At 40.4% G+C, this 15,873-nt stretch carries 13 protein-coding genes; 7 read left to right on the top strand and 6 right to left on the bottom strand.

Annotated elements, in window-relative coordinates:
- The first annotated feature begins 48 nt into the window (after positions 1-48).
- Positions 49-528, top strand: a complete 480-nt coding sequence (locus ACM0OW_RS13040; RefSeq protein WP_414550530.1) for a thiol-disulfide oxidoreductase DCC family protein — start codon at positions 49-51, stop codon at positions 526-528.
- Here ACM0OW_RS13040 and ACM0OW_RS13035 read toward each other — a convergent pair.
- Entirely contained in the window at positions 525-2,333 is a 1,809-nt protein-coding gene (locus tag ACM0OW_RS13035; RefSeq protein WP_414550529.1) for a pseudouridine synthase, read from the bottom strand. The genes ACM0OW_RS13040 and ACM0OW_RS13035 overlap by 4 nt on opposite strands.
- Positions 2,334-2,485: 152 nt before the next feature.
- On the opposite strand from ACM0OW_RS13035, the gene ACM0OW_RS13030 reads away from it, so the two are divergent.
- The 3 genes from ACM0OW_RS13030 (at position 2,486) to ACM0OW_RS13020 (ending at position 7,612) form a co-directional block, all read left to right on the top strand.
- Positions 2,486-3,445 carry a ribonuclease Z gene (locus ACM0OW_RS13030; protein WP_414550528.1) on the top strand — a complete coding sequence of 320 codons (960 nt, stop codon included), beginning with the start codon at positions 2,486-2,488 and terminating at the stop codon, positions 3,443-3,445.
- 646 nt (positions 3,446-4,091) lie between these two features.
- Positions 4,092-6,320 carry a GumC family protein gene (locus ACM0OW_RS13025; protein WP_414550651.1) on the top strand — a complete coding sequence of 743 codons (2,229 nt, stop codon included), beginning with the start codon at positions 4,092-4,094 and terminating at the stop codon, positions 6,318-6,320.
- Between the two features lie 146 nt (positions 6,321-6,466).
- Complete coding sequence (locus ACM0OW_RS13020) at positions 6,467-7,612, top strand: SpoIID/LytB domain-containing protein (protein WP_414550527.1); 1,146 nt, start codon at positions 6,467-6,469, stop codon at positions 7,610-7,612.
- Between the two features lie 65 nt (positions 7,613-7,677).
- Here the strand turns inward: ACM0OW_RS13020 and purU are convergent, their stop codons facing one another.
- From purU to ACM0OW_RS12995, 5 genes are all read right to left on the bottom strand, one after another.
- Positions 7,678-8,532, bottom strand: a complete 855-nt coding sequence (gene purU, locus ACM0OW_RS13015) for a formyltetrahydrofolate deformylase (protein WP_414550526.1) — start codon at positions 8,530-8,532, stop codon at positions 7,678-7,680.
- 17 nt (positions 8,533-8,549) lie between these two features.
- Positions 8,550-9,161, bottom strand: a complete 612-nt coding sequence (locus ACM0OW_RS13010) for a DUF4340 domain-containing protein (RefSeq protein ID WP_414550525.1) — start codon at positions 9,159-9,161, stop codon at positions 8,550-8,552.
- A 64-nt stretch (positions 9,162-9,225) separates the two neighbouring features.
- A complete protein-coding gene (locus tag ACM0OW_RS13005) occupies positions 9,226-11,025 on the bottom strand; it encodes a Gldg family protein (RefSeq protein ID WP_414550650.1) in 1,800 nt (599 codons plus the stop codon).
- Positions 11,026-11,077: 52 nt separating this feature from the next.
- Entirely contained in the window at positions 11,078-11,890 is an 813-nt protein-coding gene (locus tag ACM0OW_RS13000; RefSeq protein ID WP_414550524.1) for an ABC transporter permease, read from the bottom strand.
- Positions 11,891-12,886, bottom strand: coding sequence for an ABC transporter ATP-binding protein (locus tag ACM0OW_RS12995; protein ID WP_414550649.1), 996 nt, complete (start codon positions 12,884-12,886; stop codon positions 11,891-11,893).
- A 183-nt stretch (positions 12,887-13,069) separates the two neighbouring features.
- Between ACM0OW_RS12995 and ACM0OW_RS12990 the strand changes: the two genes are divergently transcribed.
- From ACM0OW_RS12990 to ACM0OW_RS12980, 3 genes are all read left to right on the top strand, one after another.
- A complete protein-coding gene (locus ACM0OW_RS12990) occupies positions 13,070-13,534 on the top strand; it encodes a helix-turn-helix domain-containing protein (RefSeq protein WP_414550523.1) in 465 nt (154 codons plus the stop codon).
- Positions 13,535-13,624: 90 nt separating this feature from the next.
- Positions 13,625-14,794, top strand: a complete 1,170-nt coding sequence (locus tag ACM0OW_RS12985; RefSeq protein WP_414550522.1) for a DUF262 domain-containing protein — start codon at positions 13,625-13,627, stop codon at positions 14,792-14,794.
- Between the two features lie 24 nt (positions 14,795-14,818).
- Entirely contained in the window at positions 14,819-15,856 is a 1,038-nt protein-coding gene (locus tag ACM0OW_RS12980) for an MAE_28990/MAE_18760 family HEPN-like nuclease (protein WP_414550521.1), read from the top strand.
- Positions 15,857-15,873 lie beyond the last annotated feature (17 nt).

The raw sequence follows: 15,873 nt of genomic DNA, 5'->3' as shown, positions 1-15,873 counted from the left end.
CCGAAAGGGTGCGGAATGTGAGATTTAACAAAATCAATTGTTTTAATTATGTCTTTAGCCAATCAACAAGTTAACTATTCCGATCAAGTTGCTGTACCTACATGGAAAATCAAGCTGCTATATGACGGTGAATGCCCTTTGTGTGTGCGTGAAGTTAACTTTTTGCGAAAACGGGATGCTGGTCGCGGTTTGGTGGCTTTTGTGGATATTGCCGATGATAACTATACGCCTGAAGAACATGGTGGGGTTGACTTTGAAACGGCGATGGGGCGCATTCATGCGGTTTTACCAGATGGGACGCTGGTGAAAAATGTTGAGGTTTTTCGTCGCATTTATGAAACCCTGGGAATGGGTTGGATTTATGCCATAACTAAGTTACCAATTTTTGGGGCGATCGCTGATTTTATTTATGGCGTTTGGGCTGACTGGCGACTTTCTCTGACTGGAAGACCGAATTTAGCAACTATTCTTAACCAACGTCAGCAGAAAATTGAGTGTAACACCGAAGGGCGCTGTCGTACTGACTAGAATGGCGTTTCTGCTTGTAGATGCAGGGTTTTACCTAATTGGGGATGTTTAAAGCTAAGTTCTCTGGCGTGTAGATGTAAGCGACTGGCAACAGCATTGCATCCATACAGGCGATCGCCTAAAATAGTAATCCCCAGTCCTGCTTGATCAGCAGCATGAACTCTCAATTGGTGGGTGCGTCCTGTGAGGGGAATCAACTCAACACGCGTATAATTTACTTCCCTCCCTATCACCCGAAATTTAGTCAAACTGGGTTTACCATGTTGCCAATTAACTTGCTGATAGGGGCGATTGTCAGGATTTCCCCATAACGGTAGTTCAATTACACCTTCTTCCACTGTCAGAGAACCGGAAAGTATAGCCTCATAAACCTTGTGAATTTGCCGTTGCTGAAATTGCTGGCTCAGTTGCCGATGGATTTGTCTATTTCGCGTTAGTAGTAAAATACCAGAAGTTTCCTGATCTAGCCGATGCACCGTCATAATTTCTGCATCATCTGGAAACGAACAACGCCAGCGACTCAGCACACTATCTTGAGTCTCCCGATAACGACCAGGAACCGAAAGTAGCCCTGGGGGTTTATTCACAGCAATCAGCCATTCATCTTCATAAATAATCGGGAAATTTATCTGACTTTTCACGTTATGTGGAAAAGCTAACGCGAAACCTAACCCCCTAACCCCCTTCCCTACCAGGGAAGGGGGAAAATTTACAGCCTCTCTCCTTGCAGGGGAGAGGTTCGGAGAGGGGTTTTCCAGATCCCGTAAAAAGTCAGATAAATTCATCCCTCCCTTAGCATTAAAATTGCTGTTTAAACTGCTTTGCTTTGTCTCTGCTGGGTCTGGGGAATCAGATTTTAACCCCGAAAGCAAAAACCCCATTAACGGCTGACAACGCTCAACACAGGCTCCATAAAATTCTCCCTGTACTTTGTCCTGATTTTCTGAAGTTTCTCCCCACCAAAATTCCGCCATTGCTAGAGGTTTAAGTCCATGATTAGCTGCATAGTGCAGCAGCTTCGGCGCACAACAATCTCCCGTACCCGTAGGTATAGACCCGGCTGGCATTAATTTTTGTAAAGATGCCGATTGCCCTAAAAAATTCATTAGGGAATAAGCCTCGTGCATTTGCGCCTGTAATTGGCGGGATAGTGCTTTACGCCGTTGTTTGAGTGACTGTATTTGTCTGTCTGCGGCTGCAATCAATTCCTGTAAAGGTTGCAACACAGCATTCTGTTGGGCTTTAAGTTTGCGGCGTTCAATTCCTTGCTGACGGCTTTCCTCTTCCAGTTTTGCCAATGCAGTAGTCAGTGCTTCCCCGGTGAGTTCTTGGTAATATTGCCGACGTTTGGTGTCACGTTCTTGCTTCGAGTTGCGATGGCAATGACTCATCTGTTGCAACTGCTGCTCAAACTCGTAAGATAGAATTTCACACTGCTGTCTTTCTCGGAGTTGCTGGAGAGTAATCAATTCCTGTTTGATATTATCCAGTTCAGCTAAAGTCTGTCCTTCCTCTACAGCTACTTCATCTCGTCCCGGAATTGGTGGAACCCAACCTTCAATTACACTACAACCATTGAGAAGACCTGAAAATGCTTTTAAAACTTGTGTTTCGCCTGTAGGAAGTTCAACCAGCAAAACACCATACATCTTCCCCTCCCGATTATAAACCGTATCGGTGGCTAATTCTTGCATTAAATTACGAGCGATCGCCTCCACAAAAACAGTGCGGGGTAATCTCAACAAATCACCACTTTCAGGACAAAACCCTTCATACCAATAACTAACCCTGAAATCACCGACCATATTACTAAAATCTTCCTCCTCTATTGGCGAACTTGGCGACTAACGCCCTGGGGGCATACGCTAAAGCGAAGGCGGTTCGTTAAATCTAACCAACCATGCCAATATAGAGACAATAAGCATAAAACCCAGCAAAAGGAAGGTCAAAAAACGCTGTGCAGATAACATTTTTAGGGACAAGTTCAGGAGTACCCACGCGATCGCGCAATGTTTCCAGCATAGCGCTGAGATTACCCCAAAGAGCAGAACTGTGGCTATTGGACTGTGGCGAAGGTACTCAGCATCAACTTTTGCGGAGTGACCTCAAAATGAGTCAACTATCGCGAATATTCATCACCCATCTGCACGGCGACCATATTTTTGGCTTAATGGGACTGCTTGCTACTTGTGGGTTAGCAGGTAACGTGCAACGGGTTGATCTCTATGGACCACCAGGATTAAACGAATATATCCAAGCCGCCACACGTTACTCACACACACACTTTTCCTATCCGGTAAAAGTTCATGTTGTCCAACCCGGAATCATTTATGAAGATGATGAATTTACCGTTAGCTGTAGTCCTTTACATCACCGCATCACAGCATTTGGTTATCGCATAGCAGAAAAAGATCGCCCAGGACGCTTTGATATCGAAAAAGCCAAAGCCTTGGAAATTCCGCCTGGTAGAGTTTACGGTCAACTCAAGCGGGGTGAAACAGTAACACTGACAGATGGACGAGTAATTAAAGGCACGGAATTATGTGGACCAACAGAAATTGGACGCAAAATAGCCTATTGTACAGATACAATTTATTCCGATGGTGCAGTGGAATTGGCACAAGATGCCGATGTCTTAATTCATGAGGCTACCTTTGCCCATCAAGATGCAGATTTAGCCTTTCAGCGACTGCATTCTACAACCACAATGGCAGCGCAAACAGCCTTAGTCGCTGGGGCGCATAAATTAATCATGACACATTTCAGTCCCCGCTATGCTCCGGGAAACATTATAGAACTCAAAGATTTACTTCATGAAGCCAGAGCAATTTTTCCCAAAACAGATATGGCTTATGATTTCATGGCTTATGGTGTACCCAGGCGACGGGAAGCAGAGTTAAGTCAAATCAGCAAGTGATTTTTTTAAAGCCATAGAAGGCATGGCTGCGCTTACCGCGTAGCGTGCCGGAGGCTCCATTTTGGGGCGCTCACCTCTTGCACCTAGCCAATCTTAAAATTTTATCCGATTCTCAAGCAGTTCAACGAGCAAACCGAAAATTATTGAGTAATTTCACACAAATTTTAATGATAATAATAAATATTTCTGAAAAAGGAAGTCTATGTTACATAATTCAAATGATTTCATGTCTAAAAACATTTAAATTATGTAACATAAAAAAATGTTTAATAATTGCCAAGATGAAGTGAAATATCCAGTCAAGTTGTAACTATTTAGCGGATAAATTAGCTGTGATCCCTGCAATAGCGATGCCATATAATTAATATTATTGAAGATGCAGGTGATTCTATTTACAGCATATTTTTTTTAGATGCTTGTCTTTTTATCCGGTCAGTCATTAATTTAAGTATTATTAATGATCATTAACTACACATTATTAATGTAACAAATTTAGCTATTTTTTTTGTACAAACTCTTCATGATTGGGAGAAAAAATATTTAGTATTATGTTTGGTCTATAGGTTGAGAAAAACTCATTTTTAAGCCCATATATAGCGTTGCTGGATTTTGATATTAGAGGAATTGGATAGTGAATAACACAAGCATGAATCAAAACGGACTGGTTCATCAATCTTCAATAAAAGCAATTGATGTCAGACGACTACCTAAAATTTTGCTGCGCCGACGCTTTTTGTGCTTAGGTGTGTCCGGCATCTTTATGTCAATTGCTGGCTTTTTGGCTGTCAATATTAAACCAGATTACCAAAGCTCAATGGAGATATTGGTAAATTCCAATTTATATGAAGGTGTCAGATTAAGTAATCTGCAATTAGGTGTAAATAGTGAGTTAACTGAACCAAACCTACCAGTATTTGACTACAGTTCTCAGATGAAATTAATGATGAGTTCTAAGTTGCTTCAGAAAGCTGTAGATATTCTTAAACCTGATTATCCAGATATTACTATAGCCGATATTAAAGGTAATAATAATAACAATAAAAATTCTGCTTTAGTAGTGAAGCAATTAGAAAGTAGGGCTGGAGTTAATCAAGTTCCTAGCCAAGTATTGCAAGTCTCCTTTCAATATGATGATCCAGTTAAAACACAAAAAGTCCTGCAAGCTCTACGACAAGTTTATCTAAATTATAATATAGAGCAACAACAAGAACGGCTGAATAAAGGACTTACTTTTGTCAGTACTCGCTTACCCCAGATTAAAAAACAAGTAGAGCAAGCAGAGAAAAACTTAGAAGACTTTCGTCGGAAACATAATCTACTCGACCCGTTAGTGCAAAGTAGAATCCTCCTAGAATCTCGTGCCAATATTGAAAGACAGCGAGAAGCTACCCGCGCACATTTGAAAGATGTACAAGCTCAGTATAATAACTTAGAAGAAAAAATTACTGCTTTATCCCAAAATGCACAAATTGCTTCTCGTTTAAATCAATCAACTCGTTACCAATCGCTATTGAATGAAGTTCAAAAAACTGAGCAAGCACTAGCTAGGGAAGAAATACGCCATACACAAGAGTCACCAGTTTTACAAAACCTGAAGCAGCAACACCAGAGTCAACAACGGCTGTTACAACAAGAGGTGAAAAAGTTACTAGATAATCAAGCGATTAATACTAACAATACCAAAAAATTACTCTTGATCCAAGGGCAAACAACAGAAGTTGACCCAATTTTGGTGCAAGAGTTTATTCAGGTGCAAACAGTTGTTAAAGGACTCATTGCTCATGAAAATAGTTTGGCTGAGTCAGAAAAGCGTCTCAGTTTGGAATTAAGCAAATATCCCAGCCTCATAGCTGAGTATAACCGCTTACTACCAGCAGTAGAAACTCAACGCAAAATACTGGAGCAATTACTCCAGACGCAACAGTATTTGGGATTAAAGATTTCTCAGGGAGGGTTTGATTGGCAAGTGTTAGAGGAACCAGCTTTAGGAACTTCTACCAATAACCGCAGATCAATGCTTTTACTGGGGGGAGTTGTATTTAGCCCCATTTTAGGTATTGCGATCGCCCTCTTATGGGGAATGTTTAATTATACGATTTATTCCGTACCAGAATTACAGAAGCTGACGAAACTGCGATTCCTGGGTTCAGTACCAAAACTAGCGCCACAAGGTTTCAAAAAGCGTTTACCAATTTGGTTTTGGCAGAAACAACAAAATTTAGCACCGTCTTTGGTAGAAACTAGCACTTGGTTGCCTTGCCATGAAAGCTTGGATATGGTCTACCAAAATATTCAAATATTCCAGCATCCTTACTCTTTGAAGTCCCTGATGTTAACTTCAGCCCTATCTAGAGAAGGTAAGACAACCTTGGCGCTGGGGTTGGCGGCTAGTGCAGCTCGGATGCATCAACGCATATTATTGATTGATGCTAACCTGCGGTATCCTCACTTACACAAAAACTTGCAACTATCTAATGACTGGGGACTATCTCTGTTATTAGTCGATGAAGCAAATACCCAAATTCAAGATTATATCCAGCCGATACATCCTTCCATTGATATTTTGACTGCTGGTCCCATAGCGGAAGACACAATTAAGCTGCTAAGTCAAGAGCGAATGCAAGAACTGATCAAATTATTTGAGCAGACCTATGATTTAGTAATCATAGATGCTCCGTCAATTTTAGGCACGGTCGATGCCAGAATTTTGGCTTCATTCTGTCATGGCATTTTGATGGTGGGGCGCATTGGTCAGATTACCCCTAATGAATTGACGCAAGCTCTAGAAATTTTGAGCAATTTGAATTTAGTGGGAATTATTGCTAACGATGTGAGCAATTTTCAAGGGGAGAATAAATTGCCCAATGACCAATAACCAATAGCTGAAATTTCATACTAACTGCATAATTAGGAGGAAGTGGCAACTTCCCAGGTTAGATAACGGTCTCATCTTAAGTGGTAGACACTATAAGTCCAGAGCGTCAAACAGATACTTGCTTAAATGTGATTTAAATGATCAGTATGAAATTTCAACTGTTATTAGGCTCTTTATTTTCCCAGATCAAAGTACGTCATTGGTGGATAGGTATCTTCTTGTGGTTGGCTTTAGTGGCCCCAGCTCAAGCATCGGTAATTCTGCGCGTGGCGATTGAGAGGGGAGTTAAACAGGTAAAAGTTGGTAGTTCCACAACTGCGGTTGTTAAGGATAGTACGGGTCGGACTCTCGGACAATTGCCGGCAATGAGTTCATTTAATGCTCAAACTATTCCCGGTGGTGTGGCTCTGGATAGGTGGCAATCTGGTTTATTTTGGATTGAACCAACAGGGGATGGATTTGTTTATATTGGCGATCGCTGGTATCGTGGCAGAACGCTAGTTGTCCCCACAGATAAAGGTTTAGATGCCGTTAACTGGGTTGATTTAGAAGAATATCTTTATAGTGTCATCGGTGGCGAAATGGATTCTGGATGGCCCCAGGAGGCTCTTAAAGCCCAGGCGATCGCAGCTCGTACTTATGCCCTCTACAAGCGCAACGAACAGCGCAATAATCCCACTTATGACTTAGGGGCTAGTCCCGACCGTTGGCAAATTTATAAAGGAGTCATGAGCGAATCACCCACTATTTACGCCGCAGTTGATGCCACAGCCGGGAAAGTATTAACACACAACAACGAAATTATTCTCTCAGTTTTCCACGCTTGTTCGGGGGGACATACTGAAAATGTCGAAGATGTTTGGGGAAATCCTCTCGCTTACCTGCGTGCTGTTCAAGACTACGATCAAAATATCAGCGCCTGTAATTGGGAAAGAACCTTTACCTCTGACGAAATTAGCTCCAGAATCTCTGGTGTCGGCAATGTCAAAGACATGGTTGCAGAAGTTTTTTCGCCTTTCCGTAGTGTGAAAGCCTTAAGAATTGTGGGCGACAAGGGTACAAGAGTGCTAAAAGGCGAAGAAGTCCGGACTGCACTCAGACTCAGAAGCACTCGCTTTAATATCACTAAGGGCGCAAATGGAAGTTTTGTATTACAAGGTTTAGGCTTCGGTCATGGCTTAGGAATGAGCCAGTGGGGAGCGTACAATCTAGCTCGACAAGGAGCCAACCACCTGCAAATTTTAGGACATTACTATCAAGGAGTAGCCCTCACACCAATTCAAACCAAATAATTGCGAATAGGGAATAATTCCTAGGGGTGTGTTATGCCATATAACGCACCTTTAATTCTGAGGAATCATCCAAATACTACGGTTCTGTTAGTATAGACTAAGACGCGATTTTGTAAATGCAATCTCACGGCTCTTGCTAATACAACTCGTTCTAAATCCTTACCTTTCCTAATTAAATCATCAATTTCATCGCGGTGGCTGACTCGCACTACATCTTGTTCAATAATTGGCCCAGCATCTAAGTCAGCAGTAGCATAATGGGCTGTAGCTCCAATAATTTTAACTCCACGTTCAAATGCTCGGTGATAGGGATTTGCTCCTACAAAAGCTGGTAAAAATGAATGATGAATATTAATTATTTTGGGAAACTTGCCAATAAAATCTGCACTGACAATTTGCATATATTTCGCCAAAACTACTAAATCAATTTTATATTTTTGTAGTAATTCTAGTTGTTGGGCTTCCTGTTCAGCTTTGTGATCTTTAGTGATCGGGATATGATAGAAATCAATGCCAAATTGCTCTGCTACTTCCTGTAAATTAGCATGATTGCTCATGATGAGGGGAATCTCAGCCGCAAATTCTTTGGCGCGTTGTCGCCAAATTAAGTCAAATAAACAATGGTCTTGGCGACTTACCCAAATGGCAATACGTGGTATACTATCAGAAAAGTGTAATTGCCACTGAGCATCTAAAGGTTGAGCGATCGCACTAAATGCCGGAGCAATAAATTCTCGTGGTAAATTAAATCCGTCTAACTGCCATTCAATCCGGGTCAGAAATAATCCAGCCGCAAAATCTGTATGCTGGTCTGCATGAATAATATTTCCGCCATTAGCATAGATGAAATTGGCAAATTTGGCAACTAATCCTCTGCGGTCAGGACAGGAAATAAGCAAGGTGGCGGTAGGATTGGTCATGTAACCTGATTTAAGTTTTAATTATTAATTGTTTCGTTTTCTGGAGTTCTTTGGGACTCACTTGTATCTTCAGGTTGTTTCCATTCTGAAAGTTGCCGATTTACAGCATTTTCAAAATCTGTAGAGACTAGGAGAATATTTACATTACCATTTTCTGGGGTTGGAGAATCAGTTTTTGCATACAAAAAGCGACCGTTAAAGTCAGGTTTACCCAAAATTAACTGATGAGTTTGTTGATTTTTTAAGCTAATATTAATCGTAGCTAGTGGTTGATCTAAACCAAATTCATTTAATTGATTAGCTGGAGTTGAGAGAGTGCGATCGCTTTGACCTTGCGCTAACAAATCTGTTAAATAAGCAACAATAGCATCATTTGCTGGTTCTGTGATTGGAGATATTATTAGCCATTGGGAATTTCCCGCTTCAGGGTTACGTTTGAAATTCAGATTAATATCTTTGGTTTTGACTGCTAAAGATTGTATATCATCTTCTGTAAAAGAGAAAATTTTCTGCTTTTGTGTCTTGATTTCTTCTCGCTGCGGTTCACCTCTAATTTCATGGAAATAAACAAAACCACCCAAACCCAGCGCTAGGAGTATTAAAATTAATGTTGTTTTCGGTAATTTCATAATTTATACAAATTCGATATGAGTAAAAAGTAGAAAATTTTACTTTTTACTTTTTACTTTTTAATTACCTTCTTTTCCACCAGATTATAGCCGCAGCCATTAACCCCATTACAGGTAGTAATAACAGAGACGACAAGGTTAAAAGGTTAGCTTGTACGATGTTCAAATTAATTCGCCGATTTCTTGGTTCTTTGGGACGAATTGAAAGGGGTTGCTGATCTTGTTGACTCAACCAAATGACTGAGTTGAGAAATACATCGCCATTAAGTTGCTGTTCAAATAAGCCATCGGTGGCAAAATCTGAATCTCCTATTACTACTAACCGTGACTCAATCGTAGGTTCTGCGGGCTTTTCTGCGGTTGGAGATGTAGGGTTAGTTTCTTCTGTTGGTGTGGGTGAAGCTTCGGGAGTTGGTGTTGGCGTTGGTGAAGCTTCGGGAGTTGGTGTTGGCGTTGGTGAAACTTCGGGAGTTGGTGTTGGTGTGGGTGAAACTTCGGGAGTTGGTGTTGGTGTGGGTGAAGCTTCGGGAGTTGGTGTTGGCGTTGGTGAAGCTTCGGGAGTTGGTGTTGGTGTCGGTGAAGCTTCGGGAGTCGGCTGAGTTTCGGCTGGTATTGTTTTTGTGAAAGCCACAGCCAAAGTTAGAGGCCCTGGAATATCTGTTTCTCGGTCAAATTCTAAAGTTTCGCTTTGCTGGTCGCTTTCACCCCAACTGTCGGGATAAGGTTTAGTTTGCAATAAGACAGTAGATTCAATACCCGCTACAGGAGTGATTTCTAAAGGTCTTGCTAATCGATAAAAGGAAATACCATTACCAAACTCTTTTGTAATAGGATGTTGTCCGTAATCTGTGACAATGGGAACAGCCGGGCCAAGTCCCACACCTGTCCCAGAAACATCCACACCTAAACGATTATCTAAGATAACACCCCACTCTTGCAGCAAGCTATCAAGATTAGTCTCAGTATTGGGGTCAATCATTAATAGTGCATTACCGCCACGATTGAGATAATTTTGTAAAGCTTTCACCTCGTTATCAAATAATTCTCGTTTCGGTCCCGCAACTACAACAACATCTGCATCTTCTGGAACTTGGGGTTTTTCTACTAAATTCAGTGGAGATGCAGTGTAATTTCTATCACCTAATCCCTGAATGGCTTGTGAAATTCCTCCCTGACCAGACGTTATCGCTTGTTCGCCATGACCTTGAAGAAAGTAAACAGAAGTCGTGGTTGCATTAGTAATTTGTTGTAGTCGATTTGTTAATCGAATTTCCGACAAACGTTCATTGACATTTAACGTTTGCACTAATTGGCGGTTATCTCCAGATTCTAAATAAACTTCCCCATAATCTTTAACACCAAATTTGTTGGCTAAAGTCGGTCTCGCTTGGGGGTCAATATACTCAAACTCAAAATTGGTACTTTCTCGCCGATAATTTTCTAGTAATTCCCGATCTTGGGGATTGCGATTAACATCAAATATCCAGACTTTGACTGATTTTGGTAAGCTACGCACTAAATTTTGCGATTGCGGGGCTAGGGTAAATAATTGGGCTTCAGTTAAATCCTGACGCAGGTTGTAGCGAGTTCCCAAAAAGTTAACTAACCCTAAAATTACAAATACAGCCACAATGGAAATTAAAGCATTAGTACTAACTTGAGTAGAACGACGATTCCACCATTTAGTTTGATAGCTTTGCAATCCTATCCATAAAGCACTGATAACAATTCCCGTAATTAGGAATACTAAGGGAATAATTCCCCAGTTTCCCGAAACTAATCCAGATGTTAAGCCCACAGCTATTGAAAATGGACCTAGCCAAAATAAATATTTTACCAGTTTGTTTTTTTTGATAATCTTCATGTTATTAGTCATTGGTCATTTGTCATGAGTTATTAGTTTAATTAACTACTAACTACCGACGTTGAAAACGTAACGCATCAATTGACTGGGCTGTGAGAAAGATGCCTAAAAAAATGTAACTGGTAAATAAAATCAAGGCGCTGGTATCAAAAATCCCTTGGATAAGAGTATTGTAATGTTTTAATAATGAGAAATGACCTACAATTTCTCCTACTGGCCCGCCGATACTTTTGGCAATCACATCAACAAACAATAACAATAAAACGAGGGCGAAGGTGAGGACAGCAGATAAAATTGTGCTGTCGGTGAGTGAGGAAATAAACATTCCTAATGATAAAATTGCGGCTGCTAGCAAGATTAAGCCCAAATGCCCTAGTAAGGGAATTGTTAGCGATATGGGAGGATTTGAGGCACTGATGGCGATCGCCTGAAATACAAACAATGGCACAATCATGGTGGTAAAAAATGTCAGTACCCCTAATAATTTACCTACAGCTACCGCCCAGTTAGTGACTGGTGACGTGGCTAAAAGTTCCAAAGTACCACGCTTGCGTTCTTCGGCATACAGCCCCATTGAAAGAATTGGTAAAATAAATAACAATAGCCAACCCAATCTATCCAAAAATGCCCGGACAAATTCATAAGGAACATCTATGGGTGGAACTGGTACGCCTAGCTGTTGTCCTTGTACATCTATTTGGTTGACTGCGGGGATAATTCCATCTGGCCCTAGTAAAATCGTCACAAAGAATAACCCGCCGATTAACCAAAATACGCTAGCGATCGCATAAGCTAAAGGCGAGATAAAATAACTCTGTAACTCTCGGCGATAAATGGCAATAATATTACCCAGTACTATACCCATTTATGCTGCTTCTCCTTCGTTGGTTTCTGAATCTGCAACGACATCTAAATTTTTTTCTTCTGTAGTCAGTTGCAAAAATACATCTTCTAGGGTAGCGCTGACACGTCGCATTTCATGTAATCCAAAACCTGCATTTAGCAAAGTAGCCGCAATAGCTGTTCCCGGTTCAATTCCTAGTTGCGATATTACCCGCAGGTGGGCGCGGTTGTCGCTAGATGGTTGATGACTCGAAACAGATTCTACCAGACTTACACCTGGGATATTTTGCAAAACTTGTTTTGCTAAACCACTATCTCCCTCAATTTCTAATTCATATCCTGCACCACCTGCCAACTGTGTCATCAAATTTTCTGGTGTATTAGTTGCTACTAATTTACCTTTGTTAATAATGGCGACTCGGCTACAAGTCATACTCACCTCTGGCAAAATGTGGGTAGACAAAATAATAGTATGAGTCCCAGCCAAGCTTTTAATTAAATTGCGAACTTCAATAATTTGCCGAGGATCAAGTCCTACGGTGGGTTCATCCAAAATAATCGCCGGGGGATCATGGACGATGGCTTGAGCAATCCCCACTCTTTGACGATATCCTTTGGATAGTTTGCGTATAATGACTTTGCGTTTCTCTTCTAAGTTGCAGCGTGCAATGGCGGCTGTTACCTTTTCGGCGCGATCACCTGCGGAAATGCCCTTAATTCGCGTCACAAAATGCAAAAACCCTTCTACCGTCATTTCTGGATATAAAGGGGGTGTCTCAGGCAAATAACCAATACGTTGGCGGACTGCGAGAGAATCATCATTAACATCAAAACCAGCAATTCTCGCTTTTCCCTCTGTAGCTGGGAGATAACCGGCTAAAATTCGCATGGTTGTAGTTTTACCAGCCCCATTCGGCCCCAAAAACCCTAAAATTTCCCCAGGTTCGACGCTAAAGGTTACATCATTAATAGCTGGGGTAGAACCATAGGTTTTACTGAGATGTTCTACTTCAATCATTTTTATCAGGCGATCGCTCAGATATACAATATCCAATCATCTTAGATCATGGACAGATTTGGACTGGGATCAGGTCAGGCTTTTTCGTTCATTTCGTTGATTGCGTACATTTTGAATAAATTCTATAATAGGCGATAAGTATCGCTATAACTTTGACATCAAAATAATCACAGGCTAGTATTTATGGCACTGAATGCTCACCAAATAGTAGGATGTGTTGCACCCACAGAAGAAGACACGACTCTGGCACAAGCTAGTAGTCAAGCCTTGGCATCCTATGTAAAAAATCATCAAACTGAGCAGATAATCAAAGTTCTGTTCCATGAAGGAGCGAGTGAAACAATAACCATACCAGCATCTGCATTTCATCTGCTCGTTGATATTTTGACGCAGATGGCCAAGGGAAATGCTGTGACACTTATCCCCGTTAAAAAGGAACTCACCACTCAAGAAGCTGCTGATATTCTCAATGTCTCGCGCCCTTATTTAGTAGGTTTATTGGAGTCTGGAGAAATTCCCTTTCGGAAAGTTGGGACGCGTCGGCGAGTGCATTACCAAGATGTCATAGACTACAAACACCAGATTGATGCTCAACGAATGCAGAATCTTGAGGAACTGGCTGCTCAAGCTCAAGAACTAAAAATTTGATGGATGCTCATGTTCGAGATTGTCTTGTGACTGATGATGAAGCATTAATTCCCAAGGTAGAAATAACCACTTTTATAGAGGATATAGATCATGAATTTTGCACCAACAGAAGAAAAAATGTGGGAAAAATCACCTTCTAGAAAACAAATTAGAAGGTCTGATACTGAGATAAATGAAAAGTATGAATCTGGTGAACAAAGAATACTGACTGAAATGAATCGGGAAAAGCTACCAAGCTTTGTTGAAGCCTTAAAAAAACCTAGCTATATGGATGTACGTCCTTTTTATCAAAGAAGAACTCGGTGGGATGAAACCATGCAATCAAGACTAATTGAGTCATTCTTGATTAATATTCCAGTTCCCCCAATTGTTCTTTATGAGAAAGAGTTTAACTGTTATGAAGTCATGGATGGTCAACAAAGAATTACTGCTCTCCATGATTTTTATGATAACCGGTTAAAATTGTCAGGACTAGAACTTTGGCCAGAACTCAACGGAAGAACCTATGCTAATCTTCCTGCCAAAATTAGAGCAGGGATTGATCGTCGCTCCATATCATCCATAGTTTTAATTACAGAGTCAGCATCAAATCCTGAAGAAGCGTTGCTATTAAAGCAACTTGCCTTTGAAAGACTAAATACAGGTGGTGTCGCTTTAAGTCGTCAGGAAATACGTAACTGTCTGTATTATGGTAAGTTTAATCAACTCTTACTTGAACTAGCAAATAATTCTATATTTGCCGATGCTTGGGGAATTCCAATTGATAATGAGAAACAACTGAATGAGAACAATCTATATAAGAAGATGGAAGATGCCGAATTAGTTCTGCGTTTTTTTGCTTTACGCCATGTAGAAGATTTCCGTAGGGGAATGGAAGGATTTATGGATCTATATATGATTAAAAGTCTCAATTTTTCTGATGAAGATATACGTATTCTCAAAAATATTTTTCTACAAACTGTAAATGTAGCACACCAAATCTATGCAAATAATTTATTTAAGCCCTTTGAACCCAGTACTGATACATGGAAGGAGAATGCTTATAAAGCTTCTTATGATGCAGTTATGGTTGGATTCAGCAGACATTTAGCAAATGCAGATATTTTAGTAGAAAAAAAGTTAATAGTAATTGAAGAGACAAAAAAACTTTTTAGAAGAGATACATCAAAGCTATTTACAGGTGGAGGTCGAACCAAGTCTGATATTCAAGAAAGAATCAGATTATTCGACGAAATGTTATCCCAAGTCATCGCAGGTTAAAGAGCGATGTTTGAGGAAATTTTAATGACAGCAAAAGTTAATATTAATACTGTCCGTTCTATTATTAAAACTAATGATAGGCTGAGGGAGATTTCGTTTGCTTCCGGTGCTTTATTTAAGACGGGAATATGCGAAGAAACAGAATTAGTCCTCAATGAACTTTTGCAAGATATACCGAAAGCGAGAGAATGGAGAATTTACGATCAATGTGCTGTATTAACACGCTTGTATGCAATTTATGAGCGTTTTGTAGAAGAATTAATTAGTGATTGGTTAATACTTTTACCAGGATTATATCCCTGCTATTCAGATTTGGAGAAAACAATCAGAAATACTCACCAGCTAGGAGTAGGAAGATTACTGACTGAACTGAATAAAAACAGATATGAACACCTCACTTCTGAGAAAGTTATGCAAGGTTTGTTTTATGGGACTACTGGTGAGAAAGAGTACGAATTACTGCCAGATGCGTTTCTCATTCATGAACAGAACTTACGCCGAGAAACTTTAGAAAGATTATGTGCAAATGCTGGTATATCAAACGCTTGGGCATGGGTTGAAAAACATAGATCCATCAAATATTTTTTAGAAGAAATTAGAGGAGATCAGAATAGTGCGGAAGGAGAACTTAATGAATTTATTAGCTATCGCAATGATGCAGCACACGGGTTCCCTGATGAAGTTCTAGGGGCTAGTACATTATTAGAATTATGTGACTTTGTAGATGCTTTGTCCCAAGCACTTGCTGAATTAGTAACTTATCAGGTTATTAAACGCAAGGAATCAATAGGGCAGATTAGAGAAATTGGCAAAATTACTGAGTGGTATAAGAAGCCGAATGCTTACATTGCAAGAGTTGAAGAAATTAAGCTATCCGTTGGTAACAGCCTTTTCTTAGTCAGTGAAGAGACATCTTGTTGCTATTTGGTTGCTATCAACAGTATTAAAATTGATGATAGTTCAGTCAATGATTTACAAACAACTACTGGGATGGAAGTTGGGTTACAGTTTGACTTGAGTGCTAAAATAGGGTTGCGTTTATATCAATTAGAATTTGAATAACATCGACACTGCGTTGG

This window comes from Anabaena sp. CCY 0017 (assembly GCF_963920885.1).
GTDB lineage: Bacteria > Cyanobacteriota > Cyanobacteriia > Cyanobacteriales > Nostocaceae > Nodularia.
The sequence above is the reverse complement of the archived record's forward strand: the minus strand, read 5'-3'. Positions and strand labels throughout refer to the sequence as shown.